General features: G+C 33.8%; 20 protein-coding genes. 1 reads left to right on the plus strand and 19 read right to left on the minus strand.

Going from position 1 to position 21,519, the window contains the following annotated elements; all coding sequences use genetic code 11:
* Positions 1 to 2: 2 nt before the first annotated feature.
* The 5 genes from V1468_RS03360 to V1468_RS03380 form a co-directional block, all read right to left on the minus strand.
* The gene (locus V1468_RS03360) at positions 3 to 3,140 is read right to left on the minus strand and encodes an efflux RND transporter permease subunit (protein ID WP_331808839.1); all 3,138 of its coding nucleotides are present in this window, start codon (positions 3,138 to 3,140) and stop codon (positions 3 to 5) included.
* A gap of 27 nt (positions 3,141 to 3,167) precedes the next feature.
* Positions 3,168 to 4,307, minus strand: coding sequence for an efflux RND transporter periplasmic adaptor subunit (locus tag V1468_RS03365; protein ID WP_223077898.1), 1,140 nt, complete (start codon positions 4,305 to 4,307; stop codon positions 3,168 to 3,170).
* A 4-nt stretch (positions 4,308 to 4,311) separates the two neighbouring features.
* Complete coding sequence (locus V1468_RS03370) at positions 4,312 to 4,812, minus strand: GbsR/MarR family transcriptional regulator (protein ID WP_223077897.1); 501 nt, start codon at positions 4,810 to 4,812, stop codon at positions 4,312 to 4,314.
* A 146-nt stretch (positions 4,813 to 4,958) separates the two neighbouring features.
* Complete coding sequence (pheS, locus tag V1468_RS03375; RefSeq protein ID WP_331808840.1) at positions 4,959 to 5,978, minus strand: phenylalanine--tRNA ligase subunit alpha; 1,020 nt, start codon at positions 5,976 to 5,978, stop codon at positions 4,959 to 4,961.
* 54 nt (positions 5,979 to 6,032) lie between these two features.
* Positions 6,033 to 6,389 (minus strand): hypothetical protein, encoded by a 357-nt coding sequence (locus V1468_RS03380; protein WP_331808841.1) that lies wholly within the window; start codon positions 6,387 to 6,389, stop codon positions 6,033 to 6,035.
* 70 nt (positions 6,390 to 6,459) lie between these two features.
* Here V1468_RS03380 and V1468_RS03385 point away from each other — a divergent pair, with 70 nt between their 5' ends.
* A complete protein-coding gene (locus V1468_RS03385) occupies positions 6,460 to 6,978 on the plus strand; it encodes a CvpA family protein (protein WP_331808842.1) in 519 nt (172 codons plus the stop codon).
* Positions 6,979 to 7,024: 46 nt separating this feature from the next.
* Here the strand turns inward: V1468_RS03385 and V1468_RS03390 are convergent, their stop codons facing one another.
* From V1468_RS03390 to V1468_RS03455, 14 genes are all read right to left on the minus strand, one after another.
* Positions 7,025 to 7,654 carry a carbonic anhydrase family protein gene (locus V1468_RS03390; RefSeq protein WP_331808843.1) on the minus strand — a complete coding sequence of 210 codons (630 nt, stop codon included), beginning with the start codon at positions 7,652 to 7,654 and terminating at the stop codon, positions 7,025 to 7,027.
* Between the two features lie 42 nt (positions 7,655 to 7,696).
* The gene (locus tag V1468_RS03395) at positions 7,697 to 9,274 is read right to left on the minus strand and encodes a SulP family inorganic anion transporter (protein ID WP_331808844.1); all 1,578 of its coding nucleotides are present in this window, start codon (positions 9,272 to 9,274) and stop codon (positions 7,697 to 7,699) included.
* Between the two features lie 90 nt (positions 9,275 to 9,364).
* Positions 9,365 to 9,670, minus strand: a complete 306-nt coding sequence (locus V1468_RS03400) for a hypothetical protein (protein WP_331808845.1) — start codon at positions 9,668 to 9,670, stop codon at positions 9,365 to 9,367.
* Positions 9,671 to 9,707: 37 nt separating this feature from the next.
* The gene (locus V1468_RS03405) at positions 9,708 to 10,469 is read right to left on the minus strand and encodes a tetratricopeptide repeat protein (RefSeq protein ID WP_304142156.1); all 762 of its coding nucleotides are present in this window, start codon (positions 10,467 to 10,469) and stop codon (positions 9,708 to 9,710) included.
* On the minus strand, positions 10,470 to 12,245 hold the full coding sequence (locus V1468_RS03410; protein ID WP_331808846.1) for a BatD family protein: 1,776 nt from the start codon (positions 12,243 to 12,245) through the stop codon (positions 10,470 to 10,472).
* A 37-nt stretch (positions 12,246 to 12,282) separates the two neighbouring features.
* On the minus strand, positions 12,283 to 13,116 hold the full coding sequence (locus V1468_RS03415) for a tetratricopeptide repeat protein (RefSeq protein WP_331808847.1): 834 nt from the start codon (positions 13,114 to 13,116) through the stop codon (positions 12,283 to 12,285).
* Positions 13,117 to 13,174: 58 nt separating this feature from the next.
* Positions 13,175 to 14,212, minus strand: coding sequence for a vWA domain-containing protein (locus V1468_RS03420; RefSeq protein ID WP_331808848.1), 1,038 nt, complete (start codon positions 14,210 to 14,212; stop codon positions 13,175 to 13,177).
* The gene (locus V1468_RS03425) at positions 14,205 to 15,209 is read right to left on the minus strand and encodes a vWA domain-containing protein (protein ID WP_331808849.1); all 1,005 of its coding nucleotides are present in this window, start codon (positions 15,207 to 15,209) and stop codon (positions 14,205 to 14,207) included. The genes V1468_RS03420 and V1468_RS03425 overlap by 8 nt, the downstream gene beginning before the upstream one ends.
* Complete coding sequence (locus V1468_RS03430; RefSeq protein WP_408647353.1) at positions 15,209 to 16,852, minus strand: hypothetical protein; 1,644 nt, start codon at positions 16,850 to 16,852, stop codon at positions 15,209 to 15,211. The genes V1468_RS03425 and V1468_RS03430 overlap by 1 nt, the downstream gene beginning before the upstream one ends.
* A gap of 117 nt (positions 16,853 to 16,969) precedes the next feature.
* Positions 16,970 to 17,836, minus strand: a complete 867-nt coding sequence (locus V1468_RS03435; RefSeq protein ID WP_331808851.1) for a DUF58 domain-containing protein — start codon at positions 17,834 to 17,836, stop codon at positions 16,970 to 16,972.
* Positions 17,837 to 17,842: 6 nt separating this feature from the next.
* A complete protein-coding gene (locus V1468_RS03440) occupies positions 17,843 to 18,703 on the minus strand; it encodes a hypothetical protein (protein ID WP_331808852.1) in 861 nt (286 codons plus the stop codon).
* Positions 18,704 to 18,834: 131 nt separating this feature from the next.
* A complete protein-coding gene (locus V1468_RS03445) occupies positions 18,835 to 19,836 on the minus strand; it encodes an AAA family ATPase (RefSeq protein WP_304140675.1) in 1,002 nt (333 codons plus the stop codon).
* A 148-nt stretch (positions 19,837 to 19,984) separates the two neighbouring features.
* Positions 19,985 to 20,800 (minus strand): DUF4382 domain-containing protein, encoded by an 816-nt coding sequence (locus tag V1468_RS03450; protein ID WP_331808853.1) that lies wholly within the window; start codon positions 20,798 to 20,800, stop codon positions 19,985 to 19,987.
* A 112-nt stretch (positions 20,801 to 20,912) separates the two neighbouring features.
* The gene (locus tag V1468_RS03455) at positions 20,913 to 21,479 is read right to left on the minus strand and encodes a DUF4382 domain-containing protein (protein ID WP_331808854.1); all 567 of its coding nucleotides are present in this window, start codon (positions 21,477 to 21,479) and stop codon (positions 20,913 to 20,915) included.
* Between the last annotated feature and the right edge of the window lie 40 nt (positions 21,480 to 21,519).

Below are 21,519 nucleotides of genomic sequence, written 5' to 3' on the forward strand. Positions count from 1 at the left end.
TTTTAAGCTTCAATTGTTTCTACTTCTGGTTTACGCGATACTTTTTCTTGTAACCATTGGAAAAAGATGAATAAAATTGGGATAACAAATACACCTAAAATGGTTCCTATTAACATACCACCAGCTGCACCTGTACCAATAGAATTGTTTCCTTCGGCACCAACACCTTTGGCTAATACAAGTGGCATTAACCCAAGTATAAAGGCGAATGATGTCATTAAAATTGGTCGTAAACGTGCTTTGGCACCATGGAAAGCTGCATCTACTATACTTTCACCTTGTTTACGTCGTTGCAATGCAAATTCAACAATAAGTATGGCGTTTTTAGCCAACAGACCAACCAGCATGATAAGTGCTATTTGGAAGTAAATGTTGTTTTCCAACCCTAAGAATTTGGTGCTTATATACGCACCAAATACACCAAATGGCAGCGATAATAATACCGAAAATGGTAAAATATAACTCTCGTACTGCGCACTTAATAAGAAATACACAAACAGAATACTTAAGATGAAAATAAACGTAGTTTGGTTACCTGCATTTACCTCTTCTCGTGTTAAACCAGAATATGCAACGGTATAATTACTTGGCAGTTTTGCCACTTCTTCTTCAATCACTCTAATGGCATCACCTGTACTAAATCCTGGATTGGTTGCACCTGTTATATTTGTTGAATTAAATAGGTTGAAACGCGTTACCGATTGTGGACCATACACACGTTTTAAAGTTACAAACTGTGTAATTGGCGTCATTTCACCAGAACTTGTTCTAACATACATACTGTTTAGGTCGTTTTCATCTGCTCTATCTTCCGGTAACGATTGTATGTATACACGATACTGTTTACCAAATCGGCTAAAATCTGAAGCGTAAATTCCACCAATATAACCTTGAAGCGTCCCGAAAATACTGTTAATAGCCACACCTTTTTCTTTTGCTAAAGGCACATTAACTTCCATTTCGTATTGCGGATAATTAGTGTTGAATGCCGATTGCGCATATTGAATTTCTGGATGACTCATTAAGGCTGCTGCAAACTCTTTATTAGCTTTATCTAAATCGGTAAATTCACCACCGAATTTATCTAGTAAATTTACCTCAAAACCAGCTGAATTACCAAAACCACGAATACTTGGTGGCGAGAAGAAAATAATTTTTGCTTCTGGAATGGTAGCTGCAATACCAAATAATTTACCAGTTATGGCTTGTGCAGATAAGGCTTCAGATTCTCTTTCAGACCAATCGTCTAACTTGACGAAACCAATACTAAAGTTACTACCAGCACCACTAATTAAGCTTCGCCCTTTAACAAAACTAGCACCTATAACACCATCAAGGTCTTTAATTTTTGCGTATAATTCTTTAGTTACTGCTTCGGTACGGTCTAATGATGCACCGGCAGGTAATTCTATGTTAGCAAAAATAATTCCTCTATCTTCATTTGGTACAAATCCAGTTGGCGTTGTTGTTGCCGCCCAATAAATACCTACACCAGCAATGATTAATAGCATTACTGATACAAACTTGTTTTTATATAAAAACTGTAGTGACTTAACGTATTTATTTACAGTTGCGTCAAATCCTCTGTTAAATAACGTGTAGAATTTTTGAAGTGCATTTTTTCCTTTTAATTCTTCATCGTCTTTATGTTCTTTTAGTAACAATGCACATAATGCCGGACTTAACGTTAAGGCGTTTACTGCCGAAATTAAAATGGCTATAATTAAAGTAACACCAAACTGCTCATAAAATACACCTGTTGGACCTGTTACAAAGGTTACTGGAATAAATACAGCAGACATTACCAATGTAATTGAAATAATAGCCCCAGAAATTTCACTCATAGCCTTTAATGTGGCACTTTTCGGTTTTTTCTCACCTTCATCCATTTTGGCGTGTACAGCTTCTACAACAACAATAGCATCATCTACCACAATACCAATAGCCAGCACTAATGCGAAAAGCGTTAATAGGTTTATGGAATAGCCAAAGACATTCAAGAAAAAGAAGGTACCAATAATCGAGACTGGTACTGCAATTGCAGGAATTAATGTAGAACGAAAATCTTGTAAGAAGATAAATACCACTAAAAACACTAGTAAAAAGGCTTCTAAAAGTGTGCTAATTACTTTGTCTATAGATGCGTTTAAGAATAAACTTGTATCGTAAGGCACAAAGAAGTTTAAACCTTCAGGCAAACCTTGTTCTACATCTGCTAAAGTGGTTTTTATGTTTTCAATAATTTCGGCAGCGTTAGATCCTTTGGTTTGGAAAATTCCCATAAATACCGCTGGATGTCCTAAACTTGTAGCGTTAGACGAATAGGATTGCGCATCTAACTCGATATCTGCGACATCTTTCAATCGTAAATATTCGCCATTTCCTAAAGCCTTAATTACGATGTCTGCATACTGCCCTTCTTCTTTAAATCTTCCGCTATACTTTAAAATATAAGAGAAAGATTCACCATTATTTTCACCTAAAGAACCAGCTGCAGCTTCTAAATTCTGCTCGTTTAAAGCAGCTGTAATATCTGATGGAATTAAATTATAAGCTGCTAGTTTTTCAGGTTTTAACCAAACACGCATAGCGTAATCTTGTTGAGAAAATACAGATACATCACCAACACCTTTAATACGCTGCATTGCAGGAATTACGTTTATTTTTAAGTAATTCTGAATAAAAGTAGCATCATAATCTTCGCTATCAGAATACATAGCAATAAACATTAATGCACTGGTTTCTTGCTTTTGTGTTACAATACCCGTTTGAATAACTTCTGAAGGTAACAACGGATTTGCACGTGCTACACGGTTTTGTACGTTTACCGCAGCAATATCGGCATCCATAGTTTGGTCGAAATACACGGTAATTTCTGCAGTCCCGTTATTTGATGCTGTAGATGTAATGTACGTCATACCTTCTACACCATTAATTTGCTCTTCAATAGGTACAATTACACTCTCTAAAACAGTCTCTGCGTTAGCACCTGTATAGTTAGCCGTAACCTTAATAGTTGGCGGCGCAATATCTGGATATTCCTCTATAGGTAAGGATGTTATACTGATAACACCTAGTATAACTATGATAATAGAGATTACTGTTGAAAGCACTGGTCTTTCAATAAATGTTTTTAACATAACTAATAAATATGTTTAAGGAATAATTTAGTTTTTAAATAAAGTAGCTACTTTTTTAGTGGCTTCGTTAAACGGAATTTCTTGTGGCGCAATTGGCATACCATCGCGTAATTTTGAAACACCAGATGCTACAATTTTTGTGCTAGCATCTATACCCGATTTTACCACGTAAAGATTGTCTACTTTAGCTTCAACTTCAATAATTTTACTGCTTACTTTATTGTTTTCGCCCAAGGTGTAAATCATTACTTTACCTTGTTGCTCAAAGGTTGACGATTGTGGTACAACTACTGCATTTTCGTAAGTTGAAGGAATACGTATTTTTCCACTGTTTCCGTTTGTTAATAGCTCATTTGGATTATCAAAAGCAGCTCTCACTTTTATAGTACCAGTTGTTTCGCTAATTTGACCAGTACTGGTTTGAATACGACCTTTTTCAGCATATATATCGCCATTTGCCAATACTAAACTAACGTCTGGCGAATTTTTAATACGTTCTGCTTTGGTTTTACCCTTCATTCGTTTTAAATGGTCTATGTATTGCGCTTCGTTTAAAGTGAAAAACGCATACACTTGACTAATATCACTTACTGTAGTTAATGGTGTTGCATCGGCAGCACTAACTAAAGCACCTTCTCTAAAATTGATTGAACCTACGTAACCATCAACCGGACTTTTTACCGTTGCATAACCAATATTGGCAGCAATACTGCTGTAAGCCGCTTGGGCTTGTGCTAAATTGGCTTTTGCAGTTTCTAATTGTACAGGACTAATAATATTTTTTTCTACTAAAGGTTTTAACTTATCAACCTCAACTTGAGCCACGTTAACTTGTGCTTTTGCGGCTTCGGCATCTTGACTTAGCGATTGCGTTTCTAACCTAAAAAGCGGTTGACCTTTGCGTACTCTAGCACCTTCGTCTACCAATACTTTTTGAATGTATCCTGAAGTTTTTGCACGCACATCACTGTTTACAATACCTTCTATATTTACAGGATATTCGTTATAGCCTTCTACAGTTTGCGTTTGAATTTGAGTTACCGGAAATGGTAAGGCTTGCTGTTGTTGTGCTGCAGCTGCTTGCGCATTGTCTTTATTACCACAACTAACCACGACTAGAAAAAAACTAGCTATGGTTAATATTGAAATTAATTTATTTGTTGTCATCATTTTAAAGGTTGAATTTATTTTTAATTAGGTTTTCTTTTAAGTTTTCTATTGAAGCTGAAGCATCTTTTACAAATCGTAAATAATCGTTATGAAACGTTAAATCGAACTTTTCCTCTTCATCTGTAATATGTTCGTTAATGGCTTCTTTGTACGCTTTCATTTCTTTGTGAAGCGTAGCAACTTCTTCCCATTCTTTAATCATTTCATTAATATGATGTAAAACAGAATCTTTATTAATGATGAAATACTTTTTACGGTCGCCCGTTTTGGTAAAGTATTCTAATTTCTTTAAATCTTGCAAGTGGTTTAAATGCGTAGAAATAGTGCTTTTACTTGCTTGAAGTACAGTAACCATTTCATCAAACGTAGTACCACGTTTACCTGTTAAAATTACGTACGCCATAATGCGCGCAGCAACAGGTGCTAGGTTTTCTCTACCTTCTAAATGCACACCAAGTTTTTCAACTAGTGCCATTTTTTTGCTACATATATCTTTAGTCATAAATTATTCTAAAAAATTATGCCGCAAAAATACATTAAGTTCGGAACAAACCGAACTAAACGAAGTTAATTTGTTGTTAAATAAAAAAGGCTAATATGTAAATTTCTTAACATATTAGCCTTTAACTATAATTCGTTGTTAATTTATTATAAAGCCGATTTGAATTGCTCTAAGAATCGTACATCGTTTTCGCTTAATAATCTAATGTCACTGATTTGGTTCAATAGCATCGCAATTCTATCGATTCCCATACCAAAGGCAAATCCTGAATATTCTTTAGAATCTATGCCACAATTTTCCAATACATTAGGATCAACCATACCACAACCCATGATTTCTAGCCAACCCGTTCCTTTAGTGATTTTATAATCTGTTTCGGTTTCTAATCCCCAATATACATCCACTTCAGCACTTGGTTCTGTAAATGGGAAGTAAGATGGACGTAAACGAATTTTAGATTTCCCGAACATCTCAGTTGTAAAGTATTGCAACGTCTGTTTTAAATCTGCAAAGCTTACATCCTTATCAATATACAAACCTTCGACCTGATGGAAAAAACAATGTGAACGTGCCGAAATAGCTTCATTACGATATACGCGACCAGGTGAAATGGTTCTGATAGGTGGTTTGTTATTTTCCATATAACGCACTTGTACAGAACTTGTATGTGTTCTTAATAAGATATCTGGATTGGTTTGAATGAAAAACGTATCCTGCATATCACGTGCTGGGTGATACTCTGGTAAGTTTAGTGCTGTAAAGTTGTGCCAATCGTCTTCAATTTCAGGACCTTCACTAACGTTAAAACCTATACGAGAGAAAATATCAATAATTTGATTCTTGACAATTGAAATAGGATGACGTGCACCTAAAGCAATAGGCTCACCAGGACGCGACAAATCGCCATAGATACCCTTTTCTTCTTCTTGACTTTCAAGAGAGTCTTTAAGAGCATTGACTTTATCCTCAGCTGTTTTTTTCAGCTGATTTATAGTCTGACCAAACTCTTTCTTTTGCTCGTTTGCCACGTTTTTGAATTCAGCAAAATATTGCTTAAGCAACCCTTTAGATCCCAAATATTTAATTCGGAATGCTTCTACTTCTTCTTTTGATTGTGCCGAGAACGCCTCCGCTTCCGCTATCAACTCTTTTAACTTGTCTATCATTTTTGCTGAATTTATCTCAGTAATTCAATTTTAGGACTGCAAATTTAAAAAATATCAATCGATATACTCCATTTCAACAAAATAGTTAACGATAGCTTCTTTCATCAACACACTTTGTTCTCCTGCTTTTAGAAATGGTAATTGTTCTTTTACTTTATAATGTGGCCAACCATCTTCGTCTACAAAATCAAATTCATAAAACCCATATGGTTCCAAAAGTTTACAAATTGCAATATGCATAAGGTCTAATTTGTGGTCTTTTTTATATGTTCTGTGAATTTGCCCTAACTCCTGAACTCCAATAAGATATATAATAGAATCTAGATCTAACGTATCTCCATCTGCAAATTGGTTAGAGAGCTTTTGCACCACCAAATCCCATCGTTCTTTTAACTGTTCGTCTCTTGCCATAATTTATCTTACAACTTACGCGTTATAGAATTAGCAAAGTTAATTTATATTTGCTAAAACCGCTAGTATTATGAGTATCATTGATATTGTTTTGGCAGCTCTTCTGCTTTTTGGATTTGTAAGAGGTCTCTTTAAAGGCCTTTTTGTTGAAGTTGCCTCGTTAGTTGCCCTTGTATTGGGTGTTTATGGCGCTATTCACTTTAGCTATTTTGCTGCTGATTTGCTAGAATCTAAAGTAGATTGGAACGAAAAAACCATAAATATTGTTGCCTTTGCTATCACCTTTGTAATTATTGTTTTAGCTATAAGCTTGGCTGGTAAAGCTCTAACAAAACTCGCAGATTTTGCTGCTTTGGGTCTTTTAAACAAACTTTTGGGTGGTGTTTTTGGTGCTCTAAAAATTGGTTTAATACTCAGTGTTTTACTTATTGTTTTTAATAAACTAAACAACACACTACCTTTTATGGAAAAAGAAGACTTGGAAGAAAGTGTTCTTTATAAACCTGTAAAGTCTTTAGCACCAATGATTTTTCCTAATCTCATAAAAAGCGAAGCTGAACAGGAAACTACACCTGAAGAAGAAGCATAAAAAAAGCCACTAGAAAGCGGCTTTTTATTGTAATCTATTTAAAGAATTAAGAATAAAACTCTACACCACCTGTACTTATATCGTACATAGCACCTACGATTTTAATCTCTCCGTTTTTTTCCATTTCATTTAAAATAACACTTTGGCTCCTAACATTATCTAAAGTCATTTCTACATTCTTTTTAGCAACAGCATCTACAAACTCTAAATTAGAAGAATTTCGAGCAGATTTATCCGTAGGTTCATCTACAGCGTATACTGCTGGCTCTATTTTATTTATTAAAGCGGTTAAGTTACCCATCCTCGCGTGATCGCAAGCACCTTTAACAGCACCACAACTTGTATGACCTAGTACAACTATTAGTTTTGTACCTGCCAGCTTACAAGCAAATTCCATGCTTCCTAAGATATCTTGGTTCACAAAATTACCAGCAATTCTTATACTAAAAATATCACCTAAACCTTGGTCAAAGACTAATTCTGCAGAAACTCTAGAATCTATACAACTCAAAATTGTAGCGAAGGGAAACTGTCCTTCTGCAGTATCATTTACTTGTTCTAGTAAATTTCTGTTTGCTTTTAGATTTTTTTGAAATCTGATATTTCCTTCTTTTAGAAACTGTAAAGCTTTTTCAGGTGTCATTGTTGCCTGCGTTTCTTTTGTATGTGCTTTCATTTGATATTTTTTTGTGCTTCCTAAGTTTGAAGCATTATTTTTTTACTTCTTTTTTTCTGTTTTAAAAAATGTCACAAAACTATCCGGATTTTCAACGATACCTCTTTCTGAAAACAATTTAATATTAATATTTCGTTCTTTTGCTTTAAAAGCAAAGTCTTCAAGAATTTCAACAATATCGTTATCTAAAAATTTTGTATTCCTTACATCTAACTCTAAAGTAGAATCGTGAGGTACACGATCTAATTCCTTTAAAATTGCACCCTTGTTAAAGAAGGTAACTTCTTCTGCTAAAGTCATCTTAATCTTACCATCATCAATATCTTCTCCTTCTTTATGTAAGAAGTGGGAGTTTTTATAGCTTCTGTATAGTACTATAAATATACCTATGGCCAAACCTAAACCAATTCCTTTTAATAAATCTAGAAATACAATTCCTAAAACTGTAACAATGAATGGCACAAACTGCATCCATCCTCCATTATACATAGCTCTAAATGTTGATGGTTTTGCCAATTTGTAACCAACAATAAATAAAATAGCTGCTAATACAGATAACGGAATGTAGTTTAATATACGAGGTATAATAATCACTGAAATTAACAGTAAAAATCCATGAATAATAGCACTTGCCTTAGTTTTACCACCAGATTGAATATTTGCCGAGCTACGAACAATTACTTGCGTAATAGGCAAACCTCCAATTAATCCTGATACAATATTACCTGTTCCTTGTGCCAAAAGCTCTCTATTAGTTGGTGTTACACGTTTGTGAGGATCTAACTTATCGGTTGCCTCAACACATAATAACGTTTCTAATGATGCTACTAAAGCAATAGTAAATCCTGTAATTAGTACATCGGCTTGTGTAATAACACTAAAATTCGGAAAACTAAACTGACCAATAAAAGAGTCAAATCCATCAGGCACTGGTACACTAACCAAGTGAGCCGCTTCAATAGCTAACGTTTCATTTGTATTGGTTAGTAAGTAAAATATAATACCTACTACAACTGCAACAAGAGGTCCTTGTACTATTTCAAAAAACTTTCCTTTTTTAACAAGAACATTACTCCATAACAATAGTATAATTAAACTAATTATTCCTATCACGGTTGAACCAATTGTTATGTTGTCTACTGCAGAAAGAATAGCTGAAAATGTATTTTCACCAGATGGTTCCAAGAAACTATCCGCTCCTTCTGGCTCTATATCGTATCCAAAAAAATGAGGAATCTGTTTTAGAATAATGATTATCCCAATTCCTGTCAACATTCCTTTGATTACTGAAGAAGGAAAATAATACCCTATAATTCCAAGTCTTAGAATTCCAAAAATAATTTGAATCACTCCTCCAAGTACAACAGCTACCAAGAAATTTTCCCATCCACCTAGTGCTGTTATTGCTGTTAATACTATTGCCGCAAGACCTGCCGCAGGACCACTTACACCAATTTGAGATCCACTTAAGAATCCTACAACTATTCCTCCTATTATTCCTGCTATTAAACCTGAAAATAATGGCGCTCCACTTGCTAAAGCAATTCCTAAACATAATGGGAGTGCTACAAAGAAAACAACAATACTCGCTGGTATGTCACTTTTTAATGATTTAAACATATTATATACAATTTACACTTAGAGAGACCTCTAAGACTTTTTTAATTTAATTTTGATAACCTTTTTTAAAAGTTCGTTATATGACAGTATTTAAATAAGGTATCTCTCGGGAGGTGGAGAAATTAAATTTAAATGAGGTATATAGTATTCTTTAGCAGTATAAACGATATACTCCTTTTTATTAATATCTATTGATATGTCTTCTAATTCTTCTGGTGATTTATCAAAAAGTACCTTAGTATCCTCTTCTTCTTCATTCATTCCAAAAAATGCGGAAATATCTGCCGAATCATCGCAGGATATAATTATAGTTGGCGCACATATCATTAGCGTAAATAGCATTACAAATAATAGTGCAATTGTTCTTTTTAAAATCATAGGTTTTGCTGTGAGCAAATATTACTCTCACAATATATGATTTTGTTAACAATTTTTAAAAGGTCTTAAGGATTTTTATGTCTTTTGAAGGAATCCAGCCCGTAGAATTGTCTGAAAGCTGAATTTTATTCCAATCCTCATAAGTATCTATAACTTGCACTTTTGTACCTTCATGAAGTCTAAACACTTCTTCTGAAGTTTTGTTTGCTTCAGATTTTACTTTAGACTCTTGTGCAAACACAATAGCCGGATTATCTTTTTTATTTAAATTTTCCTTTTTAAATGCCATTGCTACAGAAAAACAAGCTCCAAACAGGCCTATCAAGCTTACTACAAAAGCCACTCTCTTTTTAGAAGTTGCATAAGAAAAGTGATATAATAAAAATAAGACAACAAAAACAATAACGCCTGCAACAGCAATTTTTGCCCAAGTATCTTTACTAAATGTATTAACTAGATTATTAATAATTCTGGTAAAACCAACCTGAGGTACTGTATCAATAGCATCAATAGTCATGTTTTGAGCATAACCTACCAAGTTGTTTTTAATGTCTTTATCGCTAGGATTTAGCAACAATGCTTTTTCATAATAATATACGCTTGGTGCTATATTATTAAGTTTGTAGTTGGCATTTCCTAAATTAAAATATAGCTCTGCAGAATGCTGACCAGAGTCTAAAATCGCCTCATATTTATCAATAGCTTCTGCGTATTTACCATCATTATAAAGCGCATTGGCTTCATTAAAAAGCTTATCGTTTTGAGAAAAAACAACAACGTTAAAAAAACAAAGAAATAATGTGATAAGTCCTTTCATCTATCTAATTTGTTTATCTATTAATGAAATTGTTTTTGCTGCCTTATCATAATCATTCTGCATTGTAACATTGGTTATTGGCGTATATCTTGCCAATTCGCAACTTTCTAAAATTGAAATGAACTCTGAAACCACATTACTCTCAACTTGTCGTTTTGTAAGTAGTGTATTTATCTTCTCCTTGTTAAAATCACTGGTTTCAATATTTAATTTCGCTTTTAAATAATTATGCAAGGCCCTTTCTAATGACTCATAGAACACCTCTTTTTGCCCTAAATTTTTCTTAGCTTCACTTAAGTATTTTTTAGCTAAACGGTCTGCCTTTCTTATACGAGTTCCTACAACATCTGCATCGCGTTTGTCTTTTGCTCTTCTTATGACAATTGCCAATGGTATTGCTAAAAATGGCAACAACAATAAGCACCAAAAACTTGTTGATTTAAAAAAGTCTTTGCTAGACATAGACTCCCAGTTCGTTGTGGTTTTTATAAACGCAAATGCATTAGAACTAGGCTTTACGATTTGTTTTAGTTTGTTTTCTTCAGCACTTTCAGAACTATTAACTGATGCTGTTGGACCTTCTACAACATCTATTATAATTTCATCTGATGTAATACGCTTGTAACTCTCTGTTTTTAAGTCGAAATATGAAAATGATATTGATGGTATAGGATATTTACCACGATATTGTGGTACTATGGTATAAGTATCTGAAATACTTCCTTGCATACCACTTAAGCCAGTACGCACATTTTCTTTATGTTCTGGTTCGTATACCTCTAAAGAACTCGGTGTGGTTAATTTAGGAAGCTCAAATAATTTAAGATTTCCTCTACCTGTAACCTCAATCTTTGCCTGTAGCGATTCTGTAGCATTTAATTGATTTTTTGAAGTGGTAACATTAAAATTAAAATCTCCTACAGCTCCTTTAAAGTCTGATGGTTTACCTTGCTCTGGCAACGGTTTTACATTAATAGTTTTACTCCCTGCAGTAATTGTTTTTGGTACCTTAGTCATTATTTGCTGAAGGAAGACATTAGATCTTCCTGTTGGCACTTCTACAGTAACATCTAAAACTAAAGGTTCTAGTTTTAATTTTCCTGTTTTTTGAGGATACAAAACCGTCTTTCTTAAAACCACATAGCGGTAATCTTCACCTTTATATTCACCTCTTTGAATATTAAGTCCTTTTATTTCTATATTCTGACTCCAAAAGTCGTTATATCTTGGTGTTTGCTTTTCTCTCCAATTGTTACTAATACCTACATCTCTTGCTACGTAGAGCTTATAAACCACTGTAGTTGGTTCGTTTAAATAAGGGTTGCTATTAGATACTTCTGCAACTAAATGAATCTTATCTGAAGCTATGTCTGAAGCATCTGGCTTACCATTAGGCTTATCTACAGCATCTACTACTGTTACGGTGACCGGAAATGTTTTATAGACTTCTCCATCGATCTCTATAGTTGCCTGTTTAATGGTAAACTTTCCTTTTTTCTTTGGTGCTAAAAAGTAGCTATACGTTTTTTGGTATGTCTTTTTGCCGTTAGCATAAGAATTCATCAAAGACGTATTAGGGCCACCTACAACTGTAAAATCATCAAAATTTGGTGGAACAAAATTGTCTCCGTCCTGATTCATCTCAAAATCTATACGCAAACGCTCATTTACTCCAAGTTTTTGTTTGCTGACTTTAGCTTCAAACTTTACTTGAGCATAAGTTATGCTAGACACTAGCAAAAATAAAACTATCGATATGTTTTTGATGATTTTCATTTTTTTGAACAACAATGATAAGTAACTCTTAGTTAAACTACCAGTCTTTTTCGGTTCTAACTTTAGCTCCTTTTTGCTTTTCGGCATTCATTTTTTGTTGAACCTTTTGTTCTTGATTTTGCATGGCCTCTAGAATATTCTTCATTTGCTGAGGAGACATCTGACCTGGCTTTGGTTTAGGTTTCTGGTTTGGATTTTTTTTGTCTTTATCATCTTTGCCTTCATCCTTTTTATCATCCTGAGGTTTCCCTTTGTCATCCTCTTCTTTATCACCTTCTTTTTTATCCTTATCGCCTTCGTCTTTCTTGTCCTTATTATCTTTGTTTTCGTCTTCCTTCTTTTCTTCTTTTTCCTTGTCTTTTTCTTGTTCTTTATTCTCGTCCTTTTTGTCGTCTTCTCCTCCACCGTCTTTTTGCTGCTCTGCACATTCCTTTGCTAAGGCAAAATTGTATCTGGTTTCCTCATCAGTTGGATTGTTTCTTAAAGCATTTTTAAAAGCCTCCGCTGCTTCTTTACACTTTTTCTCTTTCATTAAGAGATTTCCTATGTTGTGATACGCTCTATGTTTTTCGTCTTTTGTTTCAGCCTTTTTTGCAGCTTCTTGCGTTCTGAATAAAGCTTCGTTGAAGTTCCCTTTTTTGTAATAGGTTGTCGCAAGATTGTAGGCTCCTACTGCTTGGTTTGGCGCATTAGAAATGGCTCTTCTATATTCCATTTCTGCTTGGATATAATCATCTTCTTGCGCCAACTCATTGGCTTTATAAACCAAATTTGTGGCTCTTTTTTCTTTTTTTAACTGTTCTTTATCCTGGTCTTGACTAAAGCCCAAAAAACCAGTCAGTACTATTATCGCTAATATGTAAGTCTTCATCTTCATAATTCTACTTTAAAAGTAACAAACCCACTAATTAAATGGCGTTAAAGAAAATTTAAAAATTCTCGTTGAACAGATTCAATTTCTTTAACCAAGCTGTTTTTCTTTCTAAAAAGAAAATTTCTATAAATAATAAAAAGATACCTATGCCCAAAAACCACTGAAACTGGTCTTTAAAGTCTGCTATTTGTTTAGATTCAAATTCCGTTTTATCCATCTTATCTAAAACGTCTTTAATGGTTTCTACAACTTCAGCAGTATTACTTCCATTTATATAAACTCCATCTGTTTCTTCTGCTATTTCTCTTAAGGTGCTCTCATCTAATCTGGTGATAACTGTTTCTCCATTGTTATCTTTTTTATAATTGAGAACAACTCCATTGCGTTTTATTGGAATAGGACCTCCTTTAGTATCACCAACTCCGACCGTTAAAATTCTTATGCCTTCTTCGTTGGCTTCTTCAGCAATATCAATGGCTTCACCTCCATGATCTTCACCATCTGAAATAATTATTAGTACTCGGTTGGTTTGCTCATCATCGTCATAATATGTTTTGGCTAATTGAATAGCTTCATGAATGGCTGTTCCTTGAGAAGACAACATATCCGTATTCATATTTTGCAAAAACATTTTTGCCGATGCATAATCTGTAGTTATAGGCAACTGAGGAAATGCTTTACCTGCATAAGCAATGATACCAACTCTATCACTCGCTAAACTATTTATAATTTGAGTTACAAGTTGTTTTGATTTTTCTAATCGGTTTGGCGCTATATCTTCAGCCAACATACTTTTTGAAACATCTACCGCAAATACAATGTCTACTCCTTGACTACGAACTGTTTCTAATTTGGTGCCAATTTTTGGGTTTACCAACGCTAAAGACAAACACGCAAAAGCTAAACATAGAACTGTAACTTTTAAAACTCTTTTAAAAAGTGACTGGTTGGGACTCAAACGATTAAGCAAATGACTATCTGCGAACTTCTTCTGAGCAGAGCGTCTCCACACTTGCAGCAAAACAAATAGCAAAATTATTACCGGAATAACCAGTAAGGTCCAAAACCATATTTTTTCGTCTATTCTAAACAAAGCTTCTAAATATTGTGTGTTTTAAAATTATCTCTATTAATAAAAGTATACCTGCTAAGAGCACTAATGGTCTGTACTTTTCATCATAGTTATAGTACTTCTTTTCTTCTATTTCCGTTTTTTCTAGCTTATTAATTTCTTTATAAATCTCAGCTAGTTTTTGATTATTGGTTGCCCTAAAATATTGTCCACCCGTTACATTGGCTATCTCCTCTAATAACTTTTCATCTATCTCTACCTGTTGACGGCTGTACCTAAAGGTTCCGTTAGAATTTATTGCACTTGGAGATAATGCCATACCATTAGTCCCTAAGCCTATTGTATAAACCTTTATACCATACTCTACAGCTAACTCACTGGCAATTTTAGGGTCTATAAAACCTGAATTATTAACACCATCTGTAAGCAGAATAATTACCTTACTTTTAGCTCTGCTGTCTTTAAGTCTATTTACTGAAGTAGCTAAACCCATACCAATAGCTGTACCGCCTTCTATAATGGTATTGTACTTTATATCTCTAAGTGAACGTTGCACAATAGACTTATCGGTAGTAATTGGTGTTTTGGTATAGGCCTCACCTGCATACTCTACTAGACCAATTCTGTCATTTGGTCGACCATCTATAAAATCTGCTGCAACTTCTTTTAAGGCTTCCAAACGGTTTGGTCGTAAATCTTTTGCCAGCATACTAGCCGAAACGTCTATGGCCATTACAATATCTATACCACTTGTAGTCTTGGTTTTTGTAGACACATCAACCGTTCTTGGTCTTGCAAGTGCTGTAATTAATAAGGCTAAGGCTAACATTCTTAAAGCAAATAACATATGTCTGAATCTTGACCAAAAGGACGATGTTGTTTTGAAACCTCCTATACTCGATATTTTTAACTCAGCAGATTGCTTATTGTGCTTAAATACATACCAAGCTATTGCTATTGGCAAAAGCAATAGAAACCAAAATAACTCTTTATTTAAAAATTGTATATCCTCAAACATTAATTCTGTGATTCTTGTTCTGTATTTGCTTGTTCGTCAGATTTCATCTCTATGGATGCTATAATTTTTTCTGCAATCTCAACAGCATAGCTATCCTCTTTAGCCCAAAATAGAGTTATGTGTGCTATCATTCCTTCTTTGGTTGCAAAACTGAATATAGCATATTCACCTTCAAAAGTTTCATCAGAATCTTGAATTGGAAAATCAGCCGTACCATGCGTTTTACTCCCTTCGACATCATTTGGTGTTTTAAATGTATCGTCTTTAGTAATTATATTTTGAACATTTTCAGACTCCCATGATTTTATGATATTGTCAATGGACTGCACTACTTTTCTTTGAATATCCTCTTGTCCTTGTTGATTATTCACCTCATCTGTAATAATCTTAATTTCAAGATGCTCAGCGTCATCAAATACAAAAACTCTTTTTGTAATCTTATCTTTTGATTTGTCTGAAAGTGTATCCTGAACACGTTTTAAAACCTCTGGAGTCTCTATATAAACTGGTGGATATCCATAGACACTTTTAACCCATTCGCCTTCTAAAAGCTCTTTACTTTCATCTCCTAAAATGGTGTCATTTACATATTTAAAACCATATTTTAAACCAAAACCTACGTAAGTAGCAGCAAGCAATAAAACTAAGCTCGCAACTGTAATAAGAATTTTAGTTCGTTTCTTCTTACGTTCTTGTGCTTCTTTGTATTGTTGATCTAACAACTTTTCTTCTTCTGAAGGCTCCGGTAAAATGGCTTTAACACTTTCTATTTCTTTTTCAATCGTTGCTCTATCCATTTCAATTAGTGCAGTATCTGGCGCTGACTTTGCAAATTTTACTAAATCGGCACGTTTTAGAATAGTTTCGAGATTATTAAGTGTTTCTTTAGAAAACGGAAATTGGTTACCTTCTTTTAAAAGCTGAAGTCTATTCATCAGCTCATCTGTTGTACTCTCAAGAGAGCGTTCGTATACTTTTTCGTCTAAATATTTTCTGATAATCATGGTCAGTTCAGAATAATATTCTTTGACTTCTGATCGTATTAAATATTGACTGTTATCTAACTTTTTTAAAGCTAACTTTGCTCTGTCATAAGGTGGCAACAACGCGATTTCCTCTTCCTCTGTTAGCGGTTTTTCTCTCCAAACAAACCACCACAACAAAAAGCCAATTAGAGCTAAGGTAGCAAGAATTGCCAATAACCATATCCACCAATTACTACTGCTTTTTTCAACTTCTATAATAGGCTTAATATCATATAACTTCTGTTTCGTTGTATCAACCTCAACCGTACCAACATCTACTCGAAGGGAATCTGTATAAAATGGTTTGTCTCCAATAATTATTTTTTGTCTTGGTATGGTATACGATCCAGAATCGAAATGCGTAAGCTTATAAATCCTTGATAGTTTGAATTTTGAATCTTTCTTAGTGGTATCAATTTCTAAAGCCTCTACCGCTTCAAGCGGTGAAAATGTTTGTCCTTCAGGAAAAACAACTAATGCTGTAGAGTCTGCTTCAACTTTTATTTTATAGTTGATTTGCTCTCCTATTCTAATTTTAGTTGTGTCAACCTCTGTTATAACTTGACTGAAAGCGTTACTAGTAAACAATAAACAGTAGACAGTAGACAGTATCAGAATTACAAACGCATTGCACGATGTTCTTCTTTCTGATAGTTTCTTACCACAACTACTTATATTTATACTATTCTTTGTCACTTCTTACTTTTTACTAATAAACTTAGCGCTTCGCGCTTACTATCCTCTTCGTTTAAAATATCCTAATAGTTTTTTCACATAGCTTTCATCTACTCGACAATCTATACTACCAGCACCAGATTTGGTAAAACTATCTTTAAAATAATCAACTTTTTCTTTGTAAAACTTGCCGTAATTCGATCTTACAATTTTAGATGCTGTGTTTACCAAAAGCAATTCGCCTGTTTCCTCATCTTCCATTTGTACCATTCCAATGTTTGGTATGGTTTCTTCGTGCTTATCGTAAACTCTAATGCCTGTAATGTCGTGTCTGCCTGCTGCAATTTTAAGATTTTGCTTGTAATCGTCTGCTATAAAATCTGAAAGCACAAAAACAATGGCTTTTTTCTTCATTACGTTAGACAAAAACTTGAATGCTTCGGCTACATTGGTTTTTTTACTTTTTGGCTGAAATTCTAACAGCTCTCTGATAATTCTTAATACATGAGAGCGTCCTTTTTTTGGTGGAATGTAAAGTTCGATTTCGTCTGAAAATAAAATCAACCCTATTTTATCATTGTTTTGTGTTGCTGAAAAAGCTAATGTTGCCGCTATTTCGGTAACAATTTCATCTTTAAATTGATTTTTTGTTCCAAAGAATTTACTACCAGACACGTCTGCCATGAGCATCATGGTTAGTTCGCGTTCTTCTTCAAAAACCTTTACATACGGTTCGTTATAACGTGCTGTAACATTCCAATCTATATTTCTTACATCATCACCAAATTGATACTGACGAACTTCAGAAAAGGTCATACCACGACCTTTGAAAGTAGAGTGGTACTCACCTCCAAAAATATGATCAGACAAGCGACGTGTCTTAATCTCTATTTTTCGTACTTTTTTTAGAAGTTCTTTGGTATCCATAATTTCTTACGCTTCAAAATTATTAATCTCAAAACGATGTTTATTTTCATTTAACACGTCCAAAACTTTATTGAGTCTATTATTTACAATGCCTTCTAGCGAGAGAGAATAGCTTTCATTAGATGTAATAATATTTAGTTCTCCTGGCTTATATTGTCCTGCTCTTACAATATTGAAAGACTGTATATCCTTCCAAAATATCTTTTCCTTGTTATCTTTATAAGAAATGTATTCTTTGTTAATTTTTAAAATGTACTTGTACTTAAACATTTTATATAACTCATACGCTATAAGAACAGCTCCGGCTACAATTGTAAAATATACCATTCTATCATTTACTGATTCTGTATATTTTAAATAAACAGCTCCAATCATAAGAACTATCCAAATAATAATTGATACCATATTGTTAGATTTAAAAACGGTCTCTCTTGCAATATCTGCATTAATATCTCTTATAATCTCTCTCTTCTTACCTAACCTGTCATTAAAGAATCTTTTTAATTCCTCCTTTTGTTTATTTGATTTTAGTTCAAATTTTTTTAAGAATTTATGTTCTGTAATGTATTTTTTAGAAAGCGCTTCTTCGTAAAACCTGTGTATATCTTTCACGTTTTTCCCTGCCCAAATCTTGTAACGCACAGTTTCTTTAAGCCACCAATAAAAAGGGAAAAAAATCCCTATTAACACACTTGAGATTCCTCCAGTGATTAGAACAATATTGTTTTGATCATTTCTAAAAACAAAAACCAAAAAAAGAGGCACAACTGCTAAAAACACAATTGCTACAGAAACACAGACATAATTAATCCGGTTTTGTCCTCGCCTTAAAGCGTCTTTTACTTTTATGTTCTGATTTAAATTCAAAGTGTGTTCTTAACTTTTTATCTGTAGATCAATACGATTTACTAATCAAAAAATTTAAAAATGATTTAGATTAATTCTCTTTTGGTCTCAACTCATGCTTTTTGATGAGAGTCCTTATAGAAATGAGACGTCTAAGGCACTTCAATCTCATTAACAATTTTGTTAATGATGTCTTCTGAAGTTACATTTTCCGCTTCGGCTTCGTAAGTAATTCCTATTCTGTGACGTAATACATCGTGTACAACAGCCCTTACATCTTCTGGGATTACATAACCTCTTCGCTTAATAAACGCATAACATTTAGCTGCAGTTGCCAAATTGATACTACCACGAGGAGAAGCGCCAAACGAGATTAACGCTTTTAAATCACCAAGTCTGTACTTTTCAGGATAACGTGTTGCGAAGATGATATCTAGAATGTACTTTTCAATCTTCTCGTCCATATAAACTTCTCTAACTGCTTCTTGAGCACTTAAAATTTGTTTAATGGAAACTACTGGATTTACTTTATCAAAAGAACCTTTAAGATTCGCTCTAACGATAAGTTGTTCTTCATCTAGCTTAGGATAATCAATTACAGTTTTTAGCATAAAACGGTCAACCTGAGCTTCTGGTAAAGGATATGTTCCTTCTTGCTCAACTGGGTTTTGCGTTGCCATAACTAAGAACGGTTTATCTAACGTAAACGTCTCATCACCAATAGTAACCTGCTTTTCTTGCATCGCTTCTAACAAGGCAGATTGTACTTTTGCAGGTGCCCTATTAATCTCATCTGCTAAGACAAAATTTGCAAATATTGGTCCCTTTTTTATTGAGAAATCATTCTCTTTAATGTTGTAAATCAACGTACCAATAACATCCGCTGGCAACAAATCTGGTGTAAATTGTATTCTGCTAAAACTTGCATCAATAGCTTTAGATAAGGTATTTATGGCTAATGTTTTTGCTAATCCTGGCACACCTTCCAAAAGAATATGTCCTTGACCTAAAAGACCAATTAACAAACGTTCTACCATATGTTTTTGACCCACTATAACCTTATTCATTTCTAGGGTTAGCAAATCAACAAATGCACTTTCTTTTTCAATCTTTTCATTAATTGACTTAATGTCAACTGTACTCGTTTCTTCCATATTTTATTAGTTTAAGGGCAAACTATTTTAGTGATTTATTATGTGATGCAAAGTGTTAAAATTATTTCGTAGTTGCTGTTAACAATTGGTTAAAAAAAAGCGCGATATCCTAACAATATCGCGCCTTTATATTTTAATGAGCTGCTATCTACTCTAAAACTATCGTATCTAAATTAGTTGTTTGACCAACGGTTACCTCCACATTATCTATTACAACAGGATTAAGCATAGCGTCATCATCTGGTGTAATTGTAACTGTATAAATACCACTTGGCAAACCATGAATTTCAAAATTACCCGATGCATCTGTAAAAGTTGAAGCGGTAATAATACCGTTTGTTGCCTCTACTTCTACTGGTATATCATTTGGTGAGACGCTTCCAAATATGCTACCAGAGTTTATTTCTAAGCTTGCTCTTAAAACGGGTTTTAGGTTAATATTACCCGAGTTTCCTGCCATTACAATAGATTCATCAACATCAAAATCTAGAATAAAATCATAGTTAAATCCATTAATTATTTCTTGATTTACCATAATCTTAAGACCAGATTGCTGTGCACTAGGAGTATTTAAAGGCCTGGGCTCTGTTTCACCCTCTAAAACCACCGTGTTATCGTCACCAAGAATTAAGCGAATTTGCTTAATTGTACCTTCTTCAATTTCTTCATTATCCACCAACTGTAAACTTACACCTCCAGTTAGCTCAAGCAAATCATAAACACCTGGTGAAATAACACCTACCGATTGCCAACCATTTACATCATCATCTTCATCAAAATCTTCACTATCGTACTTTACCTTAACATCGATTACCTCAACATATACATGTTCATAATCACCTGGATCATCTACCAATTTAATAGAAAGGGTAGGTGAGGAATTATTGATAGAATCATCTGAGTTGTTACAAGAAAATGCAAATAGAATAAGAAATGTAGCAATTAGCTGCTTTAATAATTTCATAATTTATGTTTTGGTTACTAGAGTATTTACGGCCAAAACACACTTTTAGATGTTAAAACTTCAAAAAGTTATATAACACTGAAAATAGAGTACAATACTTTTTAAGTGACAATTAATATTCAATTTGTCTTATTGCAGTATAAAGTTTAGGGTTTAAAATCATCATATTTTCCTCTTCATTATAGGAAACCGACTTATCTAAATCTATATCAATGACCATATCATATCGTCTTTTAGAATTTAGTTGTGTTTCAATTAAATTTGAAGGTTTTGCATTACCTAAGGTTTCAATATCTAAACTGTGCAGCACATGGTTAATATCCATAAAATTATTGTCTCCTAGCAACAATCTAATTTCATAAACATAGGTAGCTTCAACTTCAAAATCATCAACCAACAAAAGTTTATTACCCTCTTCAAGGTCCGACACATTAAAAACTCCTTGATTGATTGTATTTAAACTCACCCATGAATTCGTACTGTGAGGATTTTCACCTATTCTAATTTGAACACCTTCAATATCTAAGTAAAGTTGACTTGAAGATTGATTAGAACTTTTAAGTTTTACCGTAATCTGTGTTAACTGGCTATTATCTTCAATATCATCTTTAGTACAACTCGATATTGTTAGCACTACCGTAAGTAGAAATAATGTCTTAATGAATTGAAACTCTTTCATGATTTGGGGAAATGGAATAATTACATACCAAGAATACTTT

This window comes from Winogradskyella poriferorum (assembly GCF_036553625.1).
Lineage (GTDB): Bacteria > Bacteroidota > Bacteroidia > Flavobacteriales > Flavobacteriaceae > Winogradskyella > Winogradskyella poriferorum.